Origin of the sequence: Ramlibacter sp., from assembly GCF_035554825.1 — a bacterium.
In the GTDB taxonomy this organism is placed as follows: domain Bacteria; phylum Pseudomonadota; class Gammaproteobacteria; order Burkholderiales; family Burkholderiaceae_C; genus Ramlibacter.
The window spans coordinates 1-24,198 of sequence record NZ_DATMHS010000020.1 but is presented as its reverse complement, the minus strand read 5'-3'; the positions used below and the strand labels follow the sequence as shown (position 1 = coordinate 24,198).

Here is a 24,198-nt window from a genome sequence, read left to right as displayed (position 1 = left end):
GCGGCAGCATTGTATTGTATGTAATGACCCGGCGGCACCTCAAGAAGGCCCGGAACATCGCGCGAGACCCGATTGCAGCGCCGCTTACAGGGCCGTAGTGGCATGCACTGCGCCGGTCACTAGGTTTCGCTGAACGTTGGCCCTCGCCGACGTTCCGGAGGAACCGACCCATGAGCACCATCGCTGGCGCGCGCAGTGGCGCGGCCGCATCCGCCCTCAGAGAACAGCGCGTCAACACCACGACCTCGGGCGACCAGGTCACCCCATCCATCACCGGGCTGTCCGACGGCGGATACGTGGTGACCTGGGCCTCGGCGGACGAGAGCGGCAGCGGCGTCTACGGCCAGCGCTTCGACGGCCAGGGCGTCGCCGTGGGCAGCCAGACACGCATCAACACCAACACCGCGGATGACCAGTCCATGCCGGCGGTCACGGCGTTGAACGCTGGCGGCTACGTGGTGACGTGGCAGTCCGCCGTCGCGGGCGCCAGCGTCTCCGACATCTTCATGCAGCGGTTCGACGCAACCGGCGCGCCTGCCGGGAGCCAGGCGCTGGTCAATGCCACGACCGCGGACAGCCAGCAGCTTGCGAAGGTCGCGGCATTGCACGATGGCGGCTATGCGGTCGCCTGGGTGACCGTCAACCCGCTGCTCGAAGGCGGTCGCGACATCCTCGTCCAGCGCTTCGACGGCACCGGCAACGCCGTCGGCACCGAAACGCTGGTCTCCACGCTCAGTTCGTTCGGCGCCGTCGACGCCGTCGCCGGCCTGAAGGACGGCGGCTACCTCGTGGCCTGGTCGTTCTCGGGTGGCGGAGGCTGGTATGGCGGGGGAACCGGTTTCCAGCTGCAGCGATTCGACAGCGCCGGCGTCGCGGTCGGCGGCCCGGTGGGCGTCGAATTCTTCCACCTGAACGATCCCTTCGCGCCCGACGTCGCCGGACTGAGCGACGGCGGGTACGTGCTGACGTGGCAGGCCCTGGGCTATCTCGGCAGCGGGAACGCCGAGACTGCATCGAGCACCGGGATCTACGCGCAGCGCTTCGACAGCGCCGGCGCGCGCATCGGCGGCGAGGTGCTCGTGAACAGCACCACGGCCGGTTCGCAGACGCAGCCGGTCGTCACCGCGCTCGCCGATGGCGGCTGGGTCGTGGCCTGGGAATCGGATGGGCAGGACGGGAGCGGCCTGGGCATCTACACGCAGCGCTTCGACGGCAGCGGGACCAGGGTCGGCGGCGAAACGCTCGCGAACACCACCACCGCGGGGTCGCAGTCGCAACCCACGATCTCGGCGTTGGAAGACGGTGGGTACGTGCTCGCATGGGTGTCCGCGGGACAGGACGGCAGCGGGGCCGGCATCTACACGCAAAGCTTCGATGCGAGCGGCCTGCCGGAAGTGCCCGGCGACTCCGTTGCGCCCGTGGCGGTCGACTTCTTCCCGGCGCCGGGCAGCCACACGCTGCCGCCCGACTGGAGCCCGGGAATCACTTTCAGCGAGGCCGTGCAGGCGGGCGCCGGAACGATCACGTTGCAGACGGCCGCCGGCCAGCTGGTGCAGACCTTCCATGTCGCCACCGATCCGGGTATCCAGTTCTTCGGCGATCGGATCCTGATCGATCCGGCCGCCGACCTGCAGCCGGGCACCAGCTACCGGCTGATCGTCGGCCCGGATGCGATCGAGGACCTGGCCGGCAATGCCTATGCCGGCGAGAGCGGCTACAGCTTCACCACCGCCGGCGCGCCGCCTCCCTCGGGGGACACCACGGCGCCGCGGGCCGTGGACTTCTTCCCGGCGCCGGGCAGCCACACGCTGCCGCCCGACTGGAGCCCGGGGATCACCTTCAGCGAGGCCGTGCAGGCGGGCGCCGGAACGATCACGTTGCAGACGGCCGCCGGCCAGCTGGTGCAGGCCTTCCATGTCGCCACCGATCCGGGCGTCCAGTTCTTCGGCGACCGGATCCTGATCGATCCGGCCGCCGACCTGCAGCCCGGCACCAGCTACCGGCTGATCGTCGGCCCGGACGCGATCGAGGACCTGGCCGGCAATGCCTACGCCGGCGAGAGCGACTACGGCTTCACCACCGCCGGCGCGCCGCCTCCCTCGGGGGACACCGCGGCGCCGCGGGCCGTGGACTTCTTCCCGGCGCCGGGCAGCCACACGCTGCCGCCCGACTGGAGCCCGGGGATCACGTTCAGCGAGGCCGTGCAGGCCGGCGCCGGAACGATCACGCTGCAGACGGCCGCCGGCCAGCTGGTGCAGACATTCCATGTCGGCACCGATCCGGGCATCCAGTTCTTCGGCGACCGGATCCTGATCGATCCGGCCGCCGACCTGCAGCCGGGCACCACCTACCGGCTGATCGTCGGCCCGGACGCGATCGAGGACCTGGCCGGCAATGCCTACGCCGGCGAGAGCGACTACAGCTTTACCGCAGCGACGGGTGTCGAAGCGACGCTGGTCGGCGTCGGCAGCCAGGGGGTCCTCGCGCTTTGACGCGGGGGGCCCAGCCGGACGTCACGAGCTGAACCGAACCGCGTACCAGCAGATCCCGAGCATGCGCCATGCGAAGGATCTGCGTCTGGCCGTCGCCCGCAGCCGATCTGCGCGCCACCCTAGAATCGTTGCATCCTTGAACGGGTGGACGCATGCGGAAGAAAATCATCGGCTGGCTCGTTGGCTTGTTTGTCGCGGTGACGGTCGCCTCGTGCGGCGGCGGGGGTTCCGGTCCGACTTCACCGACCGGTGACAACGGCCCGGTGGCGGGCCCAGCGTGGATCCGCTATGCGGCCAGCTGGCGGGGTTACCGCTTCGATTCGACCAGGCCGCCCGCACCGGCCACGCTCACGCTGCAGGCGCTGCCGGGGCAATCGGGCATCAGCGCCAATTCGGTGGCGCGGGTCGAGGTCCAGCTCGGCCAGGCGGCACCGGTGGTCCTGACTGCCCCGAATTCCACCGATGCGACGGGCCGCCCCCAGTACCTGTTCGACCTCGGCCAGCCGGCCGAGGCGGCCGCCTGCACGCTGCAGGTCCGCATCGGCGTGACCGACGCGACCGGATTCGCGTACACCAAGCAGATCGTGCCTTGCGTCCACAAGGACGTGGACTTCGGCGCGTTCTCGGACTACGGGAGCACGTCGGCGCAGCTCAGCTACGAGGCCTCCGCGCCGATCACCGCGCTGGCCAGCCGCACCTCGCCGACCGGCTACGCCGACCAACTGGCATCGACCTCGCAGGCTTCGTTCAGCGGCTCGTTCCCCTCGGCCGACGGCGACATGCTCATGCTCGTCACCAACCCGAGTCTGCCCTTGCCGACGGGCACCCGCGTCAAGGCCCGCATCGAAGGCGGCGGGGGCGCGTTCGCCGAGTCGAACAGCGTGCAGAACGCCGCCGGGTCCTCGAGCCTGCTGCTGCCGTTCGTCACCATGGACTGCTGCGGCCCGAGGCCGGCTTCGGACAGCAGCGTCGATGTCCAGCTGTACGTCCGGGCGGAGGTGCACAACATTGCCTATCCGCCGGACGCCACCTTCACCTACAGGTTCTCGATCACGGACCCGGCGACCGGCGCCGCGATCGGCGGCCAGGCCGACACGATCATCGGCGACGCCTCCTTCCCGCTGCAGGTGAAGCGAGGCCAGGTGATCGAGATGGAGGTCACGCCCAACGACCCGCGCATCAGCGTGTCGGCGTCCGCGCGGCTGGGCACGACTGGCGGATACGGGACGCAGGTCTCCAGCAACGTGGTCGGCACGCCGGCGCGATTCAAGGTGTTCTGCTGCTCGCGATAGCGTGAGCGCGACTGGCCGCATGCGGAAGCAGCGGGAAGCTGCCATGCGTAGGCGGCACTATGGGCCCGCCGGCCGCCAGTGGTGCCAAATCGGCAAAGCGGCCGGCGAAAGAAAGAACGCCGCCAGTTGTCCATTGGCGGCGTTCTCTCGGGGGTGGCCGTTCAGAACGGCAGAGGGTGAACCTGAGTCGTCAGTCGAGATCCGCGACTTCTCATTGCATTTGTGGGATGAGGGCCGTCGCAATCGCCGAGACCTGCGCCGACGTCAACCACGACAGGGAACCCATACCGCCGGTCTTGGCGTTGATGGCGCCCTGGATCGTGGCCGCGCTCTGACCGCGCACGGCGGACGATGCGAGGGGTCCATGGCAGCCGGAGCAGGAGGACGCGTACAACGCGGCGCCGTCGATCGTCGGAGCCGGGCTGGAAGCCACCGGAGCCGGGCTGGAGGCCGCCGGAGCCGGACTGGAAGCAGCCGGAGCGGGCGGCGGCGCGGTCGGGACCGGTGCCAGGCCGAGTGAGCTCTTGGGCATGATCTCCATTTCATGGGTGCCGTTATTGAACGGAATTTCGGTGATGAGCCGGCCGTCGGCCGCACTGAAGACCTGAATCCCGGCAACGGGCCGGCCACCCAGCAGATACGGATAGCGTGCCGTGTTCGTTCCCTGCGTGTAGATCCGCGAACCGTCGTTGCTGACCTGGACGTGGGCGCTTCCGCCGTCGCTCGCCTTCCACACCGCCGCCCACGTCATCCTGTCGATCTTCATCAAGGAACCGTTGCTGGTCAGGTAGCCGTACTTGCCGTCGGGGCTGAAATTCTGGTGCGTCGAGGGATACGGTATGGTCCCCTTGATCGTCAACGTGTCCGTGTCAATGACGGTCACCGTCTTCCCGCTCACCCAGGCTTCCTTGCCGTCCGTGGTCAGGTTGACGGAGTGGATGCTCTGACCGATGGGTATCTTCTTGACGACCGTGTTCGTCGCGATGTCGATCACCGCCACGGCATTGGTCGGCGCCACCGTGGACGGCGCCGGCGTGAAGTTGTTCACCGGCGGTTCACCCGTGACGGTGACGAAGATGTACTTGGTGGGAATCGGGATCCTCTTCGATACGCCATTCGCGTCCGTCTTCCAGAAGTAGCTTGTCTTGGACGGATAGACGTTCATCGCGCCCAGATCGATGTCCTTCACTTTCGTGAAGGTCGCCACGTCGATCACGGAGAGAAACTTCTCGTACTGGTTGGCGACATACAGGTACTTGTCGTCCGGCGACATCGCGGAGTGGTGCGCACCCCTGCCTGCGGGCGCGCGGCGCGTCTCCTGCAAGGTCTTGGGGTCGTACTCGATGGCGTACGCCGGCTCGTCGTAGCTTCCCCAGACCGTGCCATAGATCTTGTCCATGGCCAGGTTGGTGACCGCGGTGTGGTTGTCGTGAAGCTCGGGATAGGTGTACTGATGTGGCGTCTTGAGCACCGGGACGTTGCGGCCATCGGTGCCATCGGCGTCGATGGCCGCAACGATCTTGTCGTATTTGCTGTCGATCAGCCAAATCCGGGTGGCCGGTCCGCCGCCCGAAAACAGGATCTGATCCTCCGGGCCGGTGCCTTGCGTCGCGGCAATGTCAACGACTGGCGCAACGGGGACCACGGCGGGCGCGACGGCCTGCGCCTCGGCTCCGCCGCAACCCGTCAACCACGTTCCCAAGCCTAGCGCGACAGGCAGCGCAGCAGCCGCCATGAGAACCCGTTTATGTTTGCCAAGAAATTTCACTGAATACCCTTTTCGTCGATCGAGAGAAAACTGCTGCGGCTGCAGTCGGGGCGTCGCCCCGAATGAAGTCGTGCTGCGTGGGAGTGGTGTCGATAGCTCCTTTTCCTATGAATGACCAAATGTGGAAGAGAGTGGTTGCCGTGTCGATGCGCCAGCAACAGGAGAGAACGCCGTCCCGTCGGACGTGCGCGCTGCGCATCGGCTGCGGGCGCGCCTTGGGCGTTCTCGATCACATCCGGAAGGCGCCCGTCGTCGCTGGCGCCGTGGAAAGTCAGGCTGGGGTTTGGCGATAGAGCGTGCCGTAAGGCAGGCAACCGCCAGCTCGCGGCGGTCTTGGTGTTTCGCAAAACCAGCCTGCGTTGAAGCACAGATCCGATGCTGCGTGGCCGCGGGCACCTCACCATCCAGATCGTGCTTGCCGGCGCCGACGTGATTACTACTTGCGACGCCGCTGATCCGCGTCATATGACTTCGTTCGTGCAGCTGTGCGCAGCGAACTCGCCGTGCATTCCTGTGTGCCGAACCGCTACCCCTTCTCCGTGCGGCGATTGTGGTCAATCCAAGGGCCGCACTGTTTGATGAGCGTCAATTGTCGTATCTCGGTTGCAAGTTTTCATGCAGGCTTATTTGCGACTCTTGAAGTGACGCATTTTTCGACAACGTGTGTTCGCGCGATAGATTGAGCGCGATCAACCGTTGTTCAAATGGCCGCTGCATTCGCATCCCCGCTGCCACAATGCCAACCCATCACATGAGGGGAACAGGATGCTTCCATCACTGACGGGGCGCGCCAGGCGGGCGCTCATCGGACTTCTGGGGGTTCTTGCGCTCGCGGGATTCGCGCACGCCGCCCCCGCGAACGCGGGCGGCGCAGGAGCCAAGACGACTTTCAACGCCAAGGACTGCTACGAGTGCCACGAAGCGATCCAGGGCTTCCACGAGAAGGGTGATCACAAGACGGTGGGCTGCAACTCGTGCCATACCGGCCTGGATGCGCACAGGCGGGCCGGCAAGGGCCGCCCCACGACCAGCACCGACCCGGCGACCTGCGGCAGCTGCCATCAGAACCAGTACCGCACCATGTACACCATGAATACCGACAAGACGGCGCACAAGGAAAAAGCCGTCGCCTCGGGCGGGGCGCTGGACAAGCTGCTGATGCCGCACGGTTTCACGCGCGAGCACAACGAGCCGCGCTCGCATGCGTTCGCGCTGTACGACCAGCTCACCGTGGACCGTTCGTTCGGCGGCCGGTTCTCCGACAAGCAGGGCAAGGAGGGGCTCGCCCGCAACGGCGGCAACTTCAAGCTGTGGGACGTCCTGAAGGACGACTATCCGGGCGAGCCGCACAAGACCTTCAAGCCGGGAACGGCCGCCGCGGCCAATCCGGTCTGCATGTCGTGCAAGACGGCGGACCACATCCTGGACTGGGCGTACATGGGCGACCCGCAGCCGGGCGCCAAATGGAGCCGGCTGTCGAAGGTCAACGAATTCGTCAAGGACACCAACCACTCGCTCAACTGCGTCTTCTGCCACGATCCGCACGGCGCCGGGCCGCGGGTGATCCGCGACGGCCTGATCCAGGCGCTCACGCGGCCGGAGAAGGACACCTTGTGGCACAAGGATCCGAAGGGCGCGAAGATCGACGTCAAGGAACTGGGCGAGCGCGGCTTCGTTCGCAAGATCGCCACGCTCAGCCGCTACGACACCAAGCTGCAGTGCGCGCAGTGCCACGTCGAGTACAACTGCAACCCCGGCTTCGATCCGGTGACGGGCAAGCCGATCGGGATGGACGACCAGCGGACCAACCACTTCCCGCTGAAGGCCGTCAACGACATCGGCCAGCACTACAAGGACCTGAAGTTCGGCGACTTCAAGCACGCCGTCACCGGCGCGACGCTGTGGAAGGGTCAGCACCCGGACGTGGAGGTGTTCTACAACAGCACGCACCAGAAGGCGGGCGCCGAGTGCGCGTCCTGCCACATGCCCAAGGTGAAGGATGCGAAGACCGGCAAGACCTTCACCTCGCACTGGCAGACCTCGCCGCGCCACTACGTCAAGGAGACCTGCCTTGGCTGCCACAAGACCTGGACCGAGAAGCAGGCGGTCTACACGATCGATTCGCTGAAGAACAAGTGGACGGGCAAGATGCGCAAGGCCGAGTTCTGGCTGACGCGGCTGGTCGACAAGTTCGAGGCGGCGCAGAACATGGGCGTGGACGCGGCGGTGCTGAACGAGGCGCGCGCCAAGCACTCGGAAGCGCACATCCACTGGGAGTGGTGGTCGGCCGCCAACGGCGCCCACTTCCACAACCCGCAGATGTTCGAGGAATCGATCAACAAGGGGATGGGCATCTCGCAAGCTGCCGTCAAGCTGCTCGATGACGCGATGGCCAAGCGCGGCGCCGCGCGGCAGGCAGCCGCGCCGGCGACGGTGCCGGTCGTGGCCAACGTCGCCGCGCCGGCGGCGGTGAGCAAGTAGCGCACGGGCCACCGGCGCCCTGGCGGCGCCGGTGCCTCTGTCGCAGGAGTTGTCAGGTGAAATCACGATTGATGATGGTGTCGATCTCGGCCGGCGCGGTGGGGCTGGTCGCAGCGGGGCTCCTCGCATTCCGCGCGGATCGCGCTGTCGCTGCGGACGCGTCGCCGCAGCTGGCGGAGCAGGTGCTGCGGCAGGCCGAGGCGGCGGCCTCGGACCCCGATGCGCACTTGTATGCGCAACTGCAGCGGCAGCTGCGGCAGCAGCCCGACGACGAACGGGCGCTGACGCTCAAGGCGCGCCTGGACATGCGCGCGCAACGGTACGAACTGGCGGCCGGCGGCTTCGAGCGCGCCCTGGCGCGGCAGGCGAAGGTTGCTTTGGACGCCGGCGTCTGGGTCGAATACGCGGAGGCACGGGCCATGATGCAGGGCGGGTCGCTGGCCGGCCAGCCGCGGCAACTGCTCGAGAAGGCACTGGCGCTGGACGGCAGCCAGCCCCAGGCGCTCGACCTGGCGGGCAGCGCAGCCTGGGAGGCGCGCGATTTCGCGCAGGCAGCGGTCTACTGGAAACGCCTGCTGCCGCAGATTCCGGCCGGCAACCCGCGTCACGCGGCACTGTCGTCGGCCATCGGCGGCGCCGAACAGCGCGCCAAGCTGTCGCTTCGATCGCGCTGATTCACAAGGTCAGGCGCGGACCGGCCGACGCCGGCTTGACCGGGGCGGTGACGGCACCGCGACGCAGCTCAGGATCGGTGACAGCTCAGTTGCACCACTGCGCCTCACACGGTATTCCGTCGCGATCGCCGTCCATGCCCGCCACGCCGCAGCGCTCCTGATGAAAGAACGCCTCGGCACAGGAAGTCATGCGGGCGCAGGAAGACTTGGCAGGCTCGCATGCGAAGCCGGGGTTCTGACGCAGCGTGTCGCGGGCGAAGACCAGCTTGTAAATACTTGCCGGCACGGTGCTGCCAGGATTCGACAGGCGGACATAGGCCACGGTGGCGACCGAGGCCAGAACGAGCGCGGTGGCGATGACTGACGGCAGGAAGCTGCGCTGCCGCTGCGGCCGGCGCCTTGGATCAGGGACGAAGTCGGTCGCCCTGGCCTGCGGCCGGCCTTTCTCGTCGGTGCCAAGTTCGTAAGTGACGAGCCTGCCAAGCTCCGGCCGTCCGCTTCGGTCGGTGAAGGAGGAAATGTGGACAAAGACTTTGGGTCCGCCTCCGTTCGGCGTGATGAAGCCGAAGCCTCGGTCGTCCTTCCATTCACTCACTCGGCCTTGGTAGCGCATGCGGTTCGCAGAGGGTTAACGTTGGACTTGACCGGCGCACACAGGGCGCAGGGAGGCCGTCGTGCAACAACCTCCTTTGAAGGTGACCACTTCAGGTAACCTCGCACATTCATGCCGAAGAAGCCGAGATTTGCCAGCACCATCGCGTAGCTGTGCGCCCACAGGCCGATGGATGCCCAGCAAAGATTGCCCAGAATCATGACGACGAAGCCATACCGACTCTTGTTGCCCAACAGGTAGATGGCCGCGAACGTGAGGCACATTGCCAGCCAATCCAGACCCAGGTAGTTCGTCAACGTGGTCTCCCTGCGCTCTACCGTGACGGTAACTGGCATTGCGCGGCTTTTCGCGCAAGGTCCGTGTTGACCGCAGGGTTAGGGGTCTTAGCCACCGGTACCTCTTGGCGGCTCAGGTAACTTTGCTTTCAGATCGCGAAGAAAATTCGGCTTCACGTTGGCCTTATAGGCTTGCGCCGAGTGAATATGCTTCCAAGACGACGAATAGTCTCCTGCGTCGAAGTAGTACAGCGCGATATTGACGTGAGCATCGCCGTTCTTGGGGTCAATGTCGAGCGCCTTCTTTAGGTGTTGAAGCGCCTCCTTGGGGTTGCCAGAATAGAGAAGAGCCAAACCCAAGTTGCTGTAGGAGTGCGAAAAGGTGGGGTCTTTCTCGATGCTCTTGCGGTAGTTTTGGATTGCAAGGTCGAGCTTGTTCTGAACGCTGTAAACGTAGGCGATGCCAAAGTACGCGGGCGCGAAATTTGGATCGAGGATGAGCGCTTGGTTGAACCGTTTAAGAGCGGTCTCAGTGTCGCCTTTGTTGAAGTAACTCCAGCCCAATTCCACGGCACCCTTCGCGTGGTGCTTCACATCCTGCGCGGCCGCAGGATGTGTGAATAGCACCGCGATGACAGCAAGCAGGATTCGCACGGGCGCGAGCATGAAGACTCCTAGCGAATGAGTTGACCGGCGCACGGGAAGCGCGTGCGCAACGCGAACGGACGCACCTGTGCGTCCCTGTCGAAGGACTTGTTAGGCCGCAGCGGGGCGTTCAATCTACTCATGTGCACGTGGACAGGTAGAGCGCAACGAACAAGCCGGCTAGGCCCAGCAGAATGCGTAGAGCTCGAACAGAGTAAGCCACTCGAATCCAACGCTGGGAGCGAATCAACAGTTCGTCGGCTGACGGTTCTTTCTTGAAGCCACCGTGCTGCGACGAGTAGACCCCGGGTTCTGCACGCGGGTCGAATCCCTCGGGGAACAGATTCGCATGCTCCTCTGAGTGCGCGGGAGCCCGCGACTTGTCAGGCAGGATCTGGGCCCAGGGCTTCATGTCATGCTGCCTAACGTCGGCGCTGACCGGCGCACAAGAAATGAGGCCGGCGCGCGGCCGGACGCACTTGTGCGTCCGCGTCGAGCAACCTGTCAGACATCACTGCCCCACGAGGGCTGTTCAACCTGCTTCAGTCCTTCTCGATCAAAGTACTTCTTGAAGTCGCGACGTGGTTTGGTGTGGCCACTCTCGAAGCAGGCCGGCACGCACCTTACTCCACCACCGATCGGACTCTTGAAGCTGTTGTATGGCATGTAGGCGATCGTCTCCGGCGCATGGGGATTTTCCAAATGGAAGTATGGCAAAGCCAGCACCATTAGAGGATGTTCGGCGGTGAGCTCACCCTTGTAGCCGAAAGTGGTCTTGTCCGTTTTCGCGGACGTGGGATAGAGACCCTTGACCTGGACTGGGCGAAGCAGCACTTCGCCGCCAACCGACTTCGGCGCGATGAAGTCGAAGCCCACATCTCGCTTCGGAAAGTACACCGCCCAACCCGCGTCCCCGAAAAGACCGGCAACGTAGAGTTCCGCGAAATAGTCTCGTGTGTCCGGAGCGGGCATTTCGTGATGTCTAACGTCCGACTTGACCGGCGCACGAGAAGCGCGTGTGCAACGCGCACGGATGCACTTGTGCGTCCGTGTCGAAGGACTTGTTAGGGCTCATGGACACGCGGGCCTGGTATCCATCTCGCGGGCCTCCCTCAGTTGTACGCTCACAAGCTTTTCTCTGACATCGACGACGTCCGCGCGACCGGCAACGTCCAGGTCTACGCTTGCTCCGTTCCGATCGAGAAACTGATAGGTCGTGCAGAGGGTAAGAACAACAGGACTGATTTCGTGAGTTCCCTTCGGGCGGACTTGCACCGTGTAGGGCCCCAGCCGTTTGCCACCAAGATGCTTGAAGTGAGAGCCAATTCGGACCTCTGCCCACGCGCCATTCGGGAGATCGAAGTTCTGAAGGATGAATTCCTTGACCTGGGGCTTCTGGTCCAACAGCGGCATGAACTCTCTTTCGTGAAGGGTACCTCCCGCCCAAGAGGCGCTGCAAGCCACCAGGGCGAGAGCGATCAGCGCGCTACGTATGGCTGGCATCTGAGCCCTAACGAATGAAAGGGACTTCCCCGTCCCGAGGCGACCGCGCATTTGCGGTGACCGGCATCAAAGTGCCACGATGGGATTGTCGAAGTCTCATCAACGCGCCCGAAAGGGGAAGTCCATGGCAATTGTCACTCTGGGAATCGATCTCGCCAAGAACGTGTTTGCCCTGCATGGCGTGGACGCCACGGGCAAGGCGGTGCTGGTACGCCCGAACGTGCCGCGCAGCCGGCTGCCGGAGCTCGTCGCATCGCTGCCGCCCTGCCTGGTCGGGATGGAAGCGTGCTCTGGTGCGCACCACTGGGCCCGCTTGTTCCAGGCCCACGGCCACACCGTGCGCCTGATGGCGCCCAAGTTCGTGGCGCCGTACCGGCTGTCCGGCAAGAAAGGCAAGAACGACGCCGCCGATGCCGCTGCGATCTGCGAAGCTGTCACACGTCCCTCTATGCGCTTCGTGCCGCCCAAGAGCGTGCAGCAGCAGTCGGAACTGCTCGTGCACCGAGCTCGGCAAGGTTTCGTGCAGCAGCGCACGGCCACCATCAATCGCATCCGCGGTCTGCTCTCGGAGTTCGGCATCGTGCTGCCGCTGAAGGCAGCGACCGTGCGCCGTCAGGCGATGCGACAGCTCGAGGACCTGCCAGGCTGGGCGAACACCGTGATCGGCGATCTCCTGAGCGAAGTCCATCGGCTCGACGAGCGCGTCGCGCAGTATGACCGCCACATCGAGCAGATCGCCAAGGACAGTGCACCGGCGCGCCAGCTGATGCAACTGCCCGGCGTGGGCGCAACGACCGCCACGGCGCTGGTCGCCATGATCGGCCGCGGCCAGGAGTTCAAGTGTGGCCGTCAGCTCTCGGCATGGCTCGGCTTGGTGCCGGGCCAATACAGCTCGGGTGGCAAGCAGCGCCTGGGCCGCATCACCAAGGCCGGCGATCCGTACCTGCGCATGCTCCTGATCCTGGGCGCGCGCTCGGTGCTGCAGACCGCCACGGACAAGACCGATCCGGTCAGCCGCTGGGCCGTGCAGCTGGCGGCGCGCGTTGGCTACTGGAAGGCGATCGTCGCCATCGCGGCGAAGAACGCCCGCATGTGTTGGGCGGTGCTGCACCGAGGAGAGAATTTCAAGCTGCCGGCGTGAGCCGCCGGCGCCCGTTCCGCCGCGTGACGTGCAAGCGTTGATGGTGTGAAGGTTGGACCTGCGCGGGGAGAGCCTGTTCATCTCATGGAAGCCGGTTGGTCTTCGGCTAACGATTGAGGCCCCCGCGTGCGTCTTTCATCAGGGTCCGCAGCACTGAACCGCTGCATTGATGACCGTTTGAAGTTTCGCTGTCCGCATCCTTCGCTTCCAAGCCTGCACTGAACGTTTGTTTGTTCGATCCCGAATGCCGTTCGAAGGGCAGGGAGAACTACTTGCTTGACAGACGGGGAAGCCCTTGTAGTCGGGTTGACCGGCGCATAAGGACCAGGAGCGCTGAAGGCGCGGACGCAGTTGTGCGTTCGCGTCGAACGACCTGTTAGACGCCGACGCGTCGCGCTTCACTTTTGGCTGAACAACCACAGAACTAGGCCGCCGAGAACAAGCAGGTTGCGGGACTCTTCTTGCTCCTTCTGTCGAAGCGCGGCCTGCTTCGCCTGGAACTGTTTAAGAACCAGGTCCTGAGCCTGCGCCATTGCGGCCTGGGGGTTCGCAAACACAGGGATGTACTTCAGTCCGCTTATGAAGCCGGGAAGGGTGAGACCTTCGTCCAATAACAGGGGAAGGATGGTCTTTCCGAGCGAGTGCGCCTTCCCGATCTCCTGGGATACCCAGTCGGAAGACTTGGCGTTCGCGCTCCAGAGCAGCACGAACAGATCGCATCCTGCGATAGCGGAAGAAATCTTCTCGGAAAGTGTTTCGCTTGCTGCAACGGAGTGCTCCGCGACAAACACGTCGACCCCTGTGCCGGCTAAGGACTGCTGGAGTTCCGTGACGTTCTTCAGGTCGTGAGTGGAGTAGCTGACAAAGACTTTGAACATGGCTGGCAATGGTAGCGGCGTCTAACGTTTGACATGAGCGGCGGCTTCCGGCGGACGAAGCCCGCTGGAAGTTGTCCGCTCGATGGAAGGGTTAGGCGTAGGCGTCATCGTGTCATCGTGCTATTGCCTCAAGCGGGATCCGTGGTGGCCTGCATACCAGCCGCGACTACCTCAGCCAGCTTAACCTGCGCGTCGCGCAAGTTCCGCGCTTCTACTGCTCTTGCCAGATGCCCATTCAGCTCTACAAGAGCGTGGCAGTAGCCTGGCTTCGTCGGAACAGAGATGTAGATTGGGACTGAGTTCGCGATGCAACCGCCAACGAGTTCCATTACAGGCAGAGCGGTCAGATCACCGTTTGGATTGGCTAGCGGTTGAAGTATCAGGCCGCCCGTAGCGTCTTGTTTAAATCTGATTAGTACGTTCGACAGGTCGGGGCGCCACTCATCTCCAAGTTGTTGCATGTACCTCCAGCCGCAGTGCCAATTTCTGCAGACTGATGGTCTGTTGGCATAGATGCCACAGCCACTAGCGGGGGTGAGGTGAATGCACTGGATTTCCGCCGGCTTCCGCAGACTCACTTCCTCGATACGAAGCGTGACGCAACAGGCGGTGCAATTACCGCAGGCACGATCCGGAACAAGTTGCCTATTGACTGCCATGTGGTGCGAACTGTGAAGCCTAACGTAGAAGTGAGCGGCGCCCAGGAAATCGAGCGCACGAAGGGCGCGCACGCCCTTGGGCGTCCGTCTCGACTGCCTTGTTAGCCGCGCAGCTCATTTGAAATGTCCTTCACCCTCGGGTCCTGGAAGATGGATGGCGAGAACCGCATGTTATGGCCGTTCACGTGCTCTCTGAATTTCAAGAATTCACGGAGATCACCGTGTGCGATCTTCGCAGCACAACGCACTTCCCAGTTCGGTTCAAAAACGACTGCGATGAGGAAGTCGAAGTCTCCTGCCTCGTAATTCCGGATGGTTCCCAACAAAGGCGCCGTCTGTCCCCGTGCGGCTCGACGACCCTTTATCTGGTATGTGCGACCGCGCCGATCCGTCGCGTCGTAGCCCTTGAATGAGTTCGCGACCAGCTTCAGCCCAAGCTTTTGCGTGACCAGCCACTCTGCATAGTCACCGGTCGGGTTGTTTCGTGACCGAACGACGCTCCTGGCACGGAGTTCGTCTAGCACTGCGCTGTGCAATGCAAGCAGCTTAGGAACGTCGTAGCTAGAAAGGCGCACCCGGGACATAGCGGCTAACGTGAAGATGACCGGCGGCCAAGGCAAGGTGCGCGCGAAGCGCGCGGACGCACTTGGGCGTCCGCGTCGATTGACATGTTAAGTCTCATCTGCTTCCCACTTGAACAGCGCGAACGAGCTTCCGGATGCTCTCCGCGCTGGATGGAACTGCACCACATTCAAGCGCCAGCTTATGAAATTCGTCTGCGGCGTCGTGAGGATTGAGTCCGGCCGCCCGAACCGCTGCCCTTGCTTCAGGAACAAGATCATTGACGTCGCCGCCGGTAAGATACCCGGAGAACGAGGCTGCTTCCTTGAATTTCGCGATGACCGCCGCAGGAAGGTCGGGGCCGTAGACGAAGTATTCGAGGTACTTCATGAAGTGGGGATGGGCAAGAATCTCCGCGCCGGAAGTTCCGTTCTTCTCAAAGATCTGCTGGCGCGACTTTCCGCGCCCGCCTGGATTACGCTCGGGATCGGTGAAGTACAAGAGGCGGACTTCTGGAATCGCGCCGCGCTTGAACAGTGATTCGGAAAGAGCCACCATTGGCATGATGGACGCACGAAGTTCATCGTGCCGCGTGGAACGGAACTTGACCTGGGCCAAGAGTTCCACCTCGCGTTCGGTGAGTTCGATATCCGGTGCTCTCATGATGAGATTTAACGTCGGACGTAACCGGCGACCACGAAATTGGAGCGCCGAAGGCGCGGACGCACGTGGGCGTCCGCGTTGACGGACCTGTTAGCTCTCATCAGGCCATCCAAGAGCTGCCAACTGGCGGAGGAAGTGGTGCCATGGGTTTGTGCGGCTTAATCGGGTACTCGGCCCCGCAACCGGTGCACCTGTACTTGCCACTCAACGTGCGATTGTCTTGAAGGATGTGGATCTCCTTCTTATTGAAGCAACTCGGGCACGCAAAATGGGCCGGCTCGCCCTTGAACTTGAAGACGACGGCGCTGCCCGCAGCCTGAGCTAGCTCGTACTGGTCGGCGCGCGTCTGCCACCCCTTTGCCTCTGCGAGTTCCTCCTTGAGGTTCTTATTAGCGTCCTGGAGGTTGAAGAGTTCTTCTCGGAGCTCGAACAACGTATCTTGCGCTTTACCCAGCTTTTCCATCGCCTCGAGAATCTTGGGCTTGGCTTCAGCGTCCACCTTGGCATCGAACACGACGCCAAGAATTTCCTTCGCGGCGTTCAGGCCTTGGTATGCGCCCGTGATCGCGCTGATATCCATGTGCCCCTCCTTGAGAGCTAACGTGAAGGTGACCGGCACGTTGCGGCAAGGCGCCGCAAGGTGCAGGATACGCAGCGGCGCCTCGCGGCGCCTTGCCGCAACGTGTCCGAGTCGACCGACCAGTTAGGCATTCTCGGAGCTCGCTAGCCAAAGAGATCTGATGCTACGAGCTTTGCTCGAACCCTGTCGCTCAACGCTTTGTAATGGGCCGGCAGCTTGTCAAGGACCGCGTTTACCCGAGTGATCTCGGCCGCTGTGAAGCGGCCACCAGCATCGATCTTCTTAAGAATGAAGTGCAGGATGTCGGGCAATTCGTCTTCCTCGCGCCTGTGGCAAAGCTCGAGAAGTCCCAGTGCGTCCGTCAGCGCCATATTGTCGCTGGGGTTCGCCTTCATCTTTTCCTTGAGCCTCAGCAACTCGAGCTGAAACAGCCGGCGATCAAGCCCTGAGATTGAAGCGGAGAGCGGCTTCACTGATTCGGCACTAAGTCCCTTCAACGAGCTCTCCAGAGCTTGCTTGGAGGAGTCCGCTTGCTCCTTCACTGCCTGCTGCAGCGCCGCGAGATCTTTCGCCGCTCCAGCAGCAAGCTCCTTTACTGCCGCTTCCACCTTGGCTTCCAGTTCGCTACGAAGGGCATCCTTATCCCTTTCATACACCTTGAAATTGGCAAACCATCCAAATCCAAGAAGCAAGCCCGTGACCACGAAGACGCCACCAAGCGCCCAGTACACGGTGTCGAGCAGCGATGAATGATATTCGCGCATCGACGTAAGCTGCGCCTCGAGCAATCGGACCTGCTGTTGGGCGGCTACTAGTGCAGACGTCTCCGACGTGGCAGTCTGCTGCGCGTCACTTCGAGCAGTTTCTTGAGCTGGAGCACGGACCTGTGCGGCCACGCCTACTACGACGAACGAAACCACCAGGATAAGAATTGCTTTTAGGGTACGCACGATAAGGTGATTGGAATGTCTAACTTTGTTGTACCCCCGCAGGATGCGGAATAACACCGCTGGATAACATCGGTAATCAAGGTGAAGTTCCCCTCGCAAGCCGTTGATCTGCCAACTGTCGGCCGCGCATTCCGGGCTGAGTGGTTGTTATCCCGCCGCGCGAACTCGCAACTGCGTATGTTGATCAACTGTCGAGCAAAAGGGAAGGGGCTTCCCCTGCGCCGGCGGCGGCGATCCCAATCAGCGCCGCCTCGCCGCGGGCTCCGCGTTCGTTCCTCCGCCCCCGCGGCCCATCGCCTCCGCCAAATACCCCGCCGTCCGGCTCCGCTCGGCCTTCGCCACTGCCTCAGGCCGCCCCTCCGCCACGATCCTCCCGCCGTCGCGCCCGGCCCCGGGTCCGATGTCGACCACCCAGTCGCTTTGCGCGACCACGCGCATCTCGTGCTCGACGACGATCACGGTGTTGCCTTCGTCGACCAGCCGCTGCAGCTGCGCCAGCAGGCGGTCGACGTCGGATGGATGCAGACCGGTGGTGGGTTCGTCCAGCACGTACAGCGTGTCGCCGCGGTGGGCGCGCTGCAGTTCGGTGGCGAGCTTGATCCGCTGCGCCTCGCCGCCCGAGAGTTCGGTGGCGGGCTGGCCCAGGCGCAGGTAGCCCAGGCCGATGTCCTGCAGCACCTGCAGCGGGCGGGCGACGGCGGGTTCGGCGGCGAAGAAGTCGCCCGCCTCGCTCACGGTCATGCCCAGCACGTCGGCGATGCTCCTGCCGTTCCAGGTGATCTCCAGCGTCTGCGCGTTGTAGCGCGCGCCGTGGCAGTCGGGGCAGGGCGCGTACACGCTGGGCATGAAGAGCAGTTCCACCATCACGAAGCCTTCGCCTTCGCAGGTGGCGCAGCGGCCCTTGGCCACGTTGAACGAGAACCGGCCGGCGTCGTAGCGGCGTTTGCGCGCGGCCGGGGTGGCGGCGAACAGCTTGCGCACGGCGTCGAAGAGGCCGGTGTAGGTGGCGAGATTCGAGCGCGGCGTGCGCCCGATCGGCTTCTGGTCCACCTGCACCAGCCGGCGGATGGCGTGCAGGTCGCCGGCCAGCCGGCCGCTGGTGGTGCGCACCTGTTCTTCCAGCAGGTCGGCTTCGTCCTCGGCTGCCTCGGGCTGCTGCTGCCCCAGGTGCGCCGACATCAGTTCCAGCAGCGCCTGGCTCACCAGGCTCGACTTGCCCGATCCCGAGACGCCGGTCACTGACGTGAAGCAGCCGAGCGGAAAGCCCGCATCGAGCCCCTGCAGGTTGTTGCGCGTGATGCCTTGCAGCCGCAGCCAGCCGGCCGGCTCGCGCGCCGCGCGTTGCGGCGGGGGCGCCTGCCCGAACAGGTGCCGGCGCGTCTGCGAGGGCGCGACCTGCGCCAGCCCAGCGGGCGGGCCGCTGTACAGGATGCGGCCGCCAAGCTCGCCGGCGTCCGGCCCGACGTCCACCAGCCAGTCGGCGCGCCGCATCATCGCCACGTCGTGCTCGACCAGGAACACGCTGTTGCCGGAAGCCTTCAGCCGCTGCAGCGCGGCCAGCAGCGCCTCGCCGTCGGCCGGGTGCAGGCCGGCCGAGGGTTCGTCCAGCACGTAGATCACGCCGAACAGGTGCGAGCCCAGCGCGGTGGCCAGCCGCAGCCGCTGCAGCTCGCCGGGCGACAGCGTGGGCGTGCTGCGATCCAGCGAGAGGTAGCCCAGGCCGAGGTCGATCAGCGTCTTCAGCCGCGCCAGCAGGTCGCTCGCCAGGCGCTGGGCGGCGATGCGCTTTTCCGCGGAGAGATTGGGCGTGCGCCGCACGTCCGGCGCGGCCGCGTGCGCCGAGCCGCCATGCGCCACGCGCTGGTGCACCGCGCGCTTGGCTGCATCGCGGCTGAGCGTCGCCCGGTCGCCCGTGTCGTCCTGCAGCCGCCCTTCGGCGGCGGGCCGCAGCAGTTCCGCGACGTCGGCCAGCGGCAGCTGCGACAGCTCGCCGATGTCGCGGCCGGCAAAGCGCACCGACAGCGCCTCGGGCTTGAGCCGCTTGCCCTGGCACGCGGGGCAGGGCGTGCTGACGATGTACTGCGACACGCGCTTTTTCATCAGCGCGCTCTGGCTGTTGGCGAAGGTGTTCAGCACGTAGTCGCGCGCGCTGGTGAAGGTGCCCATGTAGCTCGGCTCCATCTTCGCGCGCAGCGCGGCCCGGGTCTCCTTCGGCGTGAAGCCGGCATACACCGGCACCGTCGGCGTCTCGCCGGTGTAGAGGATCCAGTCGCGGTCCTTCTTCGGCAGCTCGCGCCAGGGCTTGTCGACGTCGTAGCCCAGCGTCACCAGGATGTCGCGCAGGTTCTGCCCGTGCCAGGCCGGCGGCCAGGCGGCGATGGCGCGCTCGCGGATGGTGAGGCCGGGGTCGGGCACCATCGACGCCTCGGTGGCGTCGTAGATGCGGCCCTGGCCGTGGCAGCGCGGGCAGGCGCCTTGCGGCGTGTTGGGCGAGAAGTCCTCCGCGTACAGCATGGGCTGCTGCGGCGGATAGCTGCCGGCGCGCGAGTACAGCATGCGCAGCAGGCTGGAGATGGTGGTGACGCTGCCCACCGACGAACGCACGCTGGGCGTGCCGCGCGCCTGCTGCAGCGCCACCGCCGGCGGCAGGCCTTCGATGGAGTCGACGTCGGGCACGCCGGCCTGGTCGATCAGCCGCCGCGCGTAGGGCGACACCGATTCGAGGTAGCGGCGCTGCGCCTCGGCGTAGATGGTGCCGAAGGCCAGCGACGACTTGCCCGAGCCCGAGACACCGCTGAACACCACCAGCGCGCCGCGCGGGATGTCGACGTCGACGTCCTTCAGGTTGTGCTCGCGCGCGCCGCGCACGCGCACGCAGTCGGCCGCATCCGGGTGCGACGGCGCCGCGGCGCCGCCGGCCGGCGCTTCGTGTGGCTTGCGCTCCTTGCCCATCGGGCCACCTTAGCGGCCGCGCTTGGCGCCAGCCGTCGGACGCGCGAGGCTGTGGCTGTAGGAGGACGGGTGCCGGGGGGCGGCCGGTTCAGTGCAGCTGGAAGAACTCGCGCAGCGTGTCGCGATAGCGGCCCAGGCCCACCGCCATGGTGCTGTGGTGCGAGCCGCCTTCCACCAGCAGGAAGCGCTTGCGGCCCTGCGCCGCCTCGTACAGCTTGCGCCCCAGCTCGCTCTTGATCAGGTTGTCGTCCGCGCCGTGCACCACGAGCAGCGGCGAGCCGACCTTGGCCACCTTGCGGACCGACTCGAAGCGCTGCGAGATCAGCGGCCCGATCGGCAGCCAGCCCCACTTCATGGTGCTCGCCACGTCGGGGATCGAGGTGAAGGTGCCTTCGACGATGGTGCCGCGCTCGTCGCCGACCTTGGACGCCAGGTCGATCGCCACGGCGCCGCCCAGCGAATGGCCGAAGATGTAGCGCTGCCGGTCGGGGTAGCGGCTGGCGAGCCAGTCCCAGGCGGCCCGCGCGTCCTCGTAGGCCATGTCCTCCGACGGCAGCCCCGGCGTGCTCTTGCCGAAGCCGCGATAGTCGATCGCCAGCACCGAGAAGCCGAGTTCCTGCATGCGGCGGATGCGCGGCGCCGAACCTTCCACGTTCCAGCGCGCCCCGTGCAGGTACAGCAGCACCGGCGCGCCCTGCGCCTGCTCGGCCGGCAGCCACAGCCCGTGCAGCCGGGCCGGCGCGCCGGTCACTTTCGAGTCGAAGGCGATCCAGGTGTCCTGCATGCCGCGCGCCAGGTCGGCGGTGCTGCCCCAGGCCCGGTCGCTCGGCTGGAAGATCCAGGCCCGCTCGCGCTCGGCCAGCGTCGAGCAGCCCAGGGTGACGGCGACCGCGGTGGTGACGGCGGCAACGAGGGTCCAGCGCTTCATGAGCGAATGAGTGGCCGGGCCCGGAAAAGTTCGGCCGGCGCGGGCTGGGGCAGCCCGGGCGACGCCGGGCATCGGACGCGCCGTCAGCGTCCGCGCAGGAACAGCGCGTCGAGCTCGCGCATGGTGAGCTGGCGCCAGGTTGGACGGCCGTGGTTGCACTGGTCGGAGCGCTCGGTGGCTTCCATCTGGCGCAGCAGCGCGTTCATTTCCTCGAGCGTGAGCTGCCGGTTGGCGCGCACGGCGCCGTGGCAGGCCATGGTGGCCAGCAGCTCGTCGCGCGCCCGCTGCAGCACCGTGCTGGCATCGTGCTGCGCCAGTTCCGCCAGCACCGCCCGGGCCAGTTCCACCGCGTCGCCCTGGGCCAGCGTGCCCGGCACGGCCCGCACGGCCAGGGTCTTGGCGCTGAACGGGGTGATCTCCAGTCCGAGCGCGGCGATCGCCTCGCCGCAGCTTTCCGCGGTGGCGACCTCCTGCGGCGTCGCCGCGAAGGTGGCGGGCAGCAGCAGGGGCTGGCTGGCAAGCGCGCCTTGCTGCCGGTCGACCTGCCGCTTCAGGCGCTCGTAGACGATGCGCTCGTGCGCGGCGTGCATGTCCACGATGACCAGGCCCTCGCGGTTCTCGGCCAGGATGTAGACGCCGTGGACCTGCGCGATGGCGCGGCCCAGCGGCCAGTCGCCCGCCGGCAAGGGTTCGGCCGGCGCCGGCGCCGCGGCGGCCGGCGCGGGCGCCGGCTGCCACAGCGCCGCCATGTCGGCCTGCCAGTCGCGCGCCGGCGCCGGCGCGAAGCTGATCGCCGGCTGCGTCCAGGCGGCGCCGGGCCAGCCGGGCTCCTGCACGCGCAGCTCGCCCGTCAGCGCGCCGGTGCCGGGGGACGCGCCGCCGGCGCGCGGCGCGGCGAGGGCGTTTTCGAGCGCGTGACGCACCGCCTGGTGCACCTCGCGGCTGTCGCGAAAGCGCACCTCGATCTTGGTCGGATGGACGTTGACGTCGACCCGGGCGGGGTCGATCTCCAGGTAGATCGCATACACCGGCTGGCGCTGGCCGTGCAGCACGTCCTCGTAGGCGCTGCGGGCGGCGTGCGCCAGCACCTTGTCGCGCACGAAGCGGCCGTTGACGTAGGCGAACTGCTGGTCGGCCCGCGAGCGGGCGGCGTCCGGCACGCCGGCCCGGCCCCACACCCGCAGCGGCCCGGCCCGGTAGTCGACGGCGACGCTGGCTTCCAGCAGCTCGCGCCCCAGCACGTCGGCGATGCGCTGGTCGTGGGTCGCCGGACGCCATTGCTCGACCAGCTTGCCTTCGTGCCAGATCGCGAAGCCGACGTCGGGCCGCGCCAGCGCGTGGCGGCGCACCGCGTCGATGCAATGCGCCAGCTCGGTGGCGTCGCTCTTGAGGAACTTGCGCCGCGCCGGGGTGCTGAAGAACAGCTCCTTGACTTCGACGGTGGTGCCGGTGGCGCGGGCCGCCGGGCGCAGCTCGCCGCTGCCCGCGTGCAGCAGGAAGGCGCTGGGCTGGCCGGCCGTGCGCGCCAGCACGCTCAGCTCGGCCACCGACGCGATCGCGGCCAGCGCCTCGCCCCGGAAGCCCATGGTGCGCACCGATTCGAGGTCGGACAGCGAGCCGATCTTGCTGGTGGCGTGGCGCCGCAGCGCCAGCGGCAGTTCCTCCCGGGCGATGCCGGCGCCGTCGTCTTCCACGCTGATCAGCCGCACGCCGCCGGCCAGCAGCCGCACCGTGACCTGGGTCGCGCCGGCGTCGAGCGCGTTGTCGACCAGCTCGCGCACCACGGACGCGGGCCGCTCCACCACCTCGCCGGCCGCGATCTGGCTGATCAGTTCGTCGGGCAGTTCGCGGATCGGTCGGCGCGGGGCCGCAGTGAGGGGAGCGTTCACCAGGGCATTGTAGAGATGGCTTCCCCGGCCGCGGCGTGCGGCAGGGATAATCCGCCGCCATGGAACTGCTTGGCTTTCTGGTCGACTTCATCCTGCACGTCGACAAGCATCTCGAAACATTCGTGGCGAACTACGGAACGTGGGTCTACGCCTTGCTGTTCCTGATCATCTTCGTCGAAACCGGCGTGGTCGTGATGCCGTTCCTGCCGGGCGACTCGCTGCTGTTCGTGGTCGGCGCGATGTGCGGGGTCGGCCTGATGAGCTATCCGCTGTCGGTCGGCCTGCTGCTGGCGGCGGCGGTGCTGGGCAACCAGAGCAACTACACCATCGGCCGCTACTTCGGCCCGCGGGTGTTCCAGTGGGAAGACTCGCGCTATTTCAACCGCAAGGCGTTCGACCGGGCCCACGCGTTCTACGAGCAGTACGGCGGCATCACCATCGTGGCCGCGCGCTTCATGCCGTTCCTGCGCACCTTCGCCCCGTTCGTGGCCGGCGTGGCCCGGATGACGCGCCGCAAGTTCAGTTTCTACGACGTGACGGGCGGCGCGCTGTGGGTCGGCGGCATCGTGACGGCCGGCTATTTCTTCGGCAGCGTGCCCTTCGTGAAGGCGCACCTGGACAAGATCATCTGGGCCATGATCCTGGTCCCCGGCCTGGTCGTGCTGTGGGGCGCCTGGAAGGGCCGGACCAAGGCGGCGCGCGCCTGAATCGCCCCGCGGCGCCGGCCGTTCCGGGTTAAGGCGAATACCTAAACGCGAGCACGCCGGCGCCCTAACCGACGGCGCCGATCGCGGCGCATACTCAACAGTAACAAAGCGTGTCTCGCACCGCGCCCGGCCATCCGGACGCAGCCTGCGATGGCGTCACGCGAGAACAGCAGCAGTACCGCCACCGGCGGTGCGAGGAGACCATCCCAAGCGATCAGGGCGGCCACTGCATGTTCGAACACACCATGAAACTCAGCAATCTCAGGATCGGCGTCCGTCTCGCCGCGGCCTTCGCCGCGCTCTTGGTCTTTCTCGCGGCCTCCACCACGCTCGGCATCGCCCGCATGGCGGGGATCCAGGACTATCTGCACAACGTCTCCGAGGAGCACAACGCCCAGATCGACCTGGTCACGGGCATGCGCACCGCGGTGCTGGAATCGGCGATCGGCCACCGCAACCTGGTGCTGTTGCAGGAGGCGGCTGCGGTGCAGGCCGAGGTCGAGCGCGTGCAGGGACAGGAGGCGCTCTTCAAGCGGGCCCACGAGAA

General features: G+C 65.8%; 20 protein-coding genes and 1 pseudogene. 7 read left to right on the top strand and 14 right to left on the bottom strand.

The genetic code is table 11. From position 1 onward, the window contains the following. The first annotated feature begins 170 nt into the window (after positions 1-170). On the top strand, positions 171-2,492 hold the full coding sequence (locus tag VNT59_RS01795; RefSeq protein WP_325496034.1) for an Ig-like domain-containing protein: 2,322 nt from the start codon (positions 171-173) through the stop codon (positions 2,490-2,492). 263 nt (positions 2,493-2,755) lie between these two features. After that, a complete protein-coding gene (locus VNT59_RS01790; RefSeq protein WP_325496032.1) occupies positions 2,756-3,784 on the top strand; it encodes a hypothetical protein in 1,029 nt (342 codons plus the stop codon). A gap of 211 nt (positions 3,785-3,995) precedes the next feature. On the opposite strand, the gene VNT59_RS01785 is transcribed toward VNT59_RS01790, so the two are convergent. After that, the gene (locus tag VNT59_RS01785) at positions 3,996-5,519 is read right to left on the bottom strand and encodes a hypothetical protein (protein WP_325496030.1); all 1,524 of its coding nucleotides are present in this window, start codon (positions 5,517-5,519) and stop codon (positions 3,996-3,998) included. Between the two features lie 798 nt (positions 5,520-6,317). Between VNT59_RS01785 and VNT59_RS01780 the strand changes: the two genes are divergently transcribed. Further along, entirely contained in the window at positions 6,318-8,033 is a 1,716-nt protein-coding gene (locus tag VNT59_RS01780) for an ammonia-forming cytochrome c nitrite reductase subunit c552 (protein WP_325496028.1), read from the top strand. A 56-nt stretch (positions 8,034-8,089) separates the two neighbouring features. Continuing rightward, on the top strand, positions 8,090-8,707 hold the full coding sequence (locus VNT59_RS01775; RefSeq protein ID WP_325496026.1) for a TPR domain-containing protein: 618 nt from the start codon (positions 8,090-8,092) through the stop codon (positions 8,705-8,707). Between the two features lie 85 nt (positions 8,708-8,792). On the opposite strand, the gene VNT59_RS01770 is transcribed toward VNT59_RS01775, so the two are convergent. The 5 genes from VNT59_RS01770 to VNT59_RS01750 all read right to left on the bottom strand — a co-directional run bounded on the left by VNT59_RS01770 (position 8,793) and on the right by VNT59_RS01750 (position 11,653). Next, positions 8,793-9,302: a cold shock domain-containing protein gene (locus VNT59_RS01770; protein ID WP_325496024.1), complete on the bottom strand. Its 510-nt coding sequence runs from the start codon at positions 9,300-9,302 to the stop codon at positions 8,793-8,795. Then, entirely contained in the window at positions 9,299-9,616 is a 318-nt protein-coding gene (locus VNT59_RS01765) for a nicotinamide mononucleotide transporter (protein WP_325496022.1), read from the bottom strand. Before VNT59_RS01765 ends, VNT59_RS01770 begins: the two co-directional genes overlap by 4 nt. A gap of 87 nt (positions 9,617-9,703) precedes the next feature. Then, complete coding sequence (locus VNT59_RS01760; protein ID WP_325496021.1) at positions 9,704-10,261, bottom strand: tetratricopeptide repeat protein; 558 nt, start codon at positions 10,259-10,261, stop codon at positions 9,704-9,706. Positions 10,262-10,744: 483 nt separating this feature from the next. Then, positions 10,745-11,212, bottom strand: a complete 468-nt coding sequence (locus tag VNT59_RS01755; RefSeq protein WP_325496019.1) for a hypothetical protein — start codon at positions 11,210-11,212, stop codon at positions 10,745-10,747. Between the two features lie 99 nt (positions 11,213-11,311). Next, positions 11,312-11,653 carry a hypothetical protein gene (locus tag VNT59_RS01750; RefSeq protein ID WP_325496017.1) on the bottom strand — a complete coding sequence of 114 codons (342 nt, stop codon included), beginning with the start codon at positions 11,651-11,653 and terminating at the stop codon, positions 11,312-11,314. 214 nt (positions 11,654-11,867) lie between these two features. Here VNT59_RS01750 and VNT59_RS01745 point away from each other — a divergent pair, with 214 nt between their 5' ends. After that, positions 11,868-12,884: an IS110 family transposase gene (locus VNT59_RS01745; RefSeq protein ID WP_325496036.1), complete on the top strand. Its 1,017-nt coding sequence runs from the start codon at positions 11,868-11,870 to the stop codon at positions 12,882-12,884. Positions 12,885-13,282: 398 nt separating this feature from the next. Here the strand turns inward: VNT59_RS01745 and VNT59_RS01740 are convergent, their stop codons facing one another. The 8 genes from VNT59_RS01740 to mutL form a co-directional block, all read right to left on the bottom strand. After that, entirely contained in the window at positions 13,283-13,762 is a 480-nt protein-coding gene (locus VNT59_RS01740; protein ID WP_325496015.1) for a toll/interleukin-1 receptor domain-containing protein, read from the bottom strand. A gap of 760 nt (positions 13,763-14,522) precedes the next feature. Next, a complete protein-coding gene (locus VNT59_RS01735; RefSeq protein WP_325496013.1) occupies positions 14,523-15,005 on the bottom strand; it encodes a hypothetical protein in 483 nt (160 codons plus the stop codon). Positions 15,006-15,099: 94 nt separating this feature from the next. Continuing rightward, complete coding sequence (locus VNT59_RS01730) at positions 15,100-15,645, bottom strand: hypothetical protein (protein ID WP_325496011.1); 546 nt, start codon at positions 15,643-15,645, stop codon at positions 15,100-15,102. A 100-nt stretch (positions 15,646-15,745) separates the two neighbouring features. Continuing rightward, complete coding sequence (locus VNT59_RS01725; protein WP_325496009.1) at positions 15,746-16,225, bottom strand: hypothetical protein; 480 nt, start codon at positions 16,223-16,225, stop codon at positions 15,746-15,748. 143 nt (positions 16,226-16,368) lie between these two features. Beyond that, positions 16,369-17,175: a hypothetical protein gene (locus tag VNT59_RS01720; RefSeq protein ID WP_325496007.1), complete on the bottom strand. Its 807-nt coding sequence runs from the start codon at positions 17,173-17,175 to the stop codon at positions 16,369-16,371. A gap of 240 nt (positions 17,176-17,415) precedes the next feature. Beyond that, the gene (locus VNT59_RS01715) at positions 17,416-20,127 is read right to left on the bottom strand and encodes an excinuclease ABC subunit UvrA (protein WP_325496005.1); all 2,712 of its coding nucleotides are present in this window, start codon (positions 20,125-20,127) and stop codon (positions 17,416-17,418) included. An 88-nt stretch (positions 20,128-20,215) separates the two neighbouring features. After that, positions 20,216-21,055 (bottom strand): alpha/beta hydrolase, encoded by an 840-nt coding sequence (locus tag VNT59_RS01710; protein ID WP_325496003.1) that lies wholly within the window; start codon positions 21,053-21,055, stop codon positions 20,216-20,218. A gap of 83 nt (positions 21,056-21,138) precedes the next feature. Then, entirely contained in the window at positions 21,139-22,944 is a 1,806-nt protein-coding gene (gene mutL / locus VNT59_RS01705) for a DNA mismatch repair endonuclease MutL (RefSeq protein WP_325496001.1), read from the bottom strand. Positions 22,945-23,003: 59 nt separating this feature from the next. Here mutL and VNT59_RS01700 point away from each other — a divergent pair, with 59 nt between their 5' ends. Both VNT59_RS01700 and VNT59_RS01695 read left to right on the top strand, forming a co-directional pair. Next, complete coding sequence (locus tag VNT59_RS01700) at positions 23,004-23,651, top strand: DedA family protein (protein WP_325495999.1); 648 nt, start codon at positions 23,004-23,006, stop codon at positions 23,649-23,651. Positions 23,652-23,761: 110 nt separating this feature from the next. After that, positions 23,762-24,198, top strand: a pseudogene (locus tag VNT59_RS01695) (MCP four helix bundle domain-containing protein); the annotation flags it as partial.

Coding starts and splice junctions, on each gene's coding strand:
- VNT59_RS01750 (WP_325496017.1), bottom strand. CDS start 11,653: ATGCCGCTGTTGGACCAGAAGCCCCAGGTCAAGGAATTCATCCTTCAG.
- VNT59_RS01780 (WP_325496028.1), top strand. CDS start 6,318: ATGCTTCCATCACTGACGGGGCGCGCCAGGCGGGCGCTCATCGGACTT.
- VNT59_RS01710 (WP_325496003.1), bottom strand. CDS start 21,055: ATGAAGCGCTGGACCCTCGTTGCCGCCGTCACCACCGCGGTCGCCGTC.
- VNT59_RS01745 (WP_325496036.1), top strand. CDS start 11,868: ATGGCAATTGTCACTCTGGGAATCGATCTCGCCAAGAACGTGTTTGCC.
- VNT59_RS01755 (WP_325496019.1), bottom strand. CDS start 11,212: ATGCCCGCTCCGGACACACGAGACTATTTCGCGGAACTCTACGTTGCC.
- VNT59_RS01700 (WP_325495999.1), top strand. CDS start 23,004: ATGGAACTGCTTGGCTTTCTGGTCGACTTCATCCTGCACGTCGACAAG.
- VNT59_RS01795 (WP_325496034.1), top strand. CDS start 171: ATGAGCACCATCGCTGGCGCGCGCAGTGGCGCGGCCGCATCCGCCCTC.
- VNT59_RS01785 (WP_325496030.1), bottom strand. CDS start 5,519: ATGGCGGCTGCTGCGCTGCCTGTCGCGCTAGGCTTGGGAACGTGGTTG.
- VNT59_RS01740 (WP_325496015.1), bottom strand. CDS start 13,762: ATGTTCAAAGTCTTTGTCAGCTACTCCACTCACGACCTGAAGAACGTC.
- VNT59_RS01760 (WP_325496021.1), bottom strand. CDS start 10,261: ATGCTCGCGCCCGTGCGAATCCTGCTTGCTGTCATCGCGGTGCTATTC.
- VNT59_RS01735 (WP_325496013.1), bottom strand. CDS start 15,005: ATGTCCCGGGTGCGCCTTTCTAGCTACGACGTTCCTAAGCTGCTTGCA.
- VNT59_RS01715 (WP_325496005.1), bottom strand. CDS start 20,127: ATGGGCAAGGAGCGCAAGCCACACGAAGCGCCGGCCGGCGGCGCCGCG.
- VNT59_RS01730 (WP_325496011.1), bottom strand. CDS start 15,645: ATGAGAGCACCGGATATCGAACTCACCGAACGCGAGGTGGAACTCTTG.
- VNT59_RS01725 (WP_325496009.1), bottom strand. CDS start 16,225: ATGGATATCAGCGCGATCACGGGCGCATACCAAGGCCTGAACGCCGCG.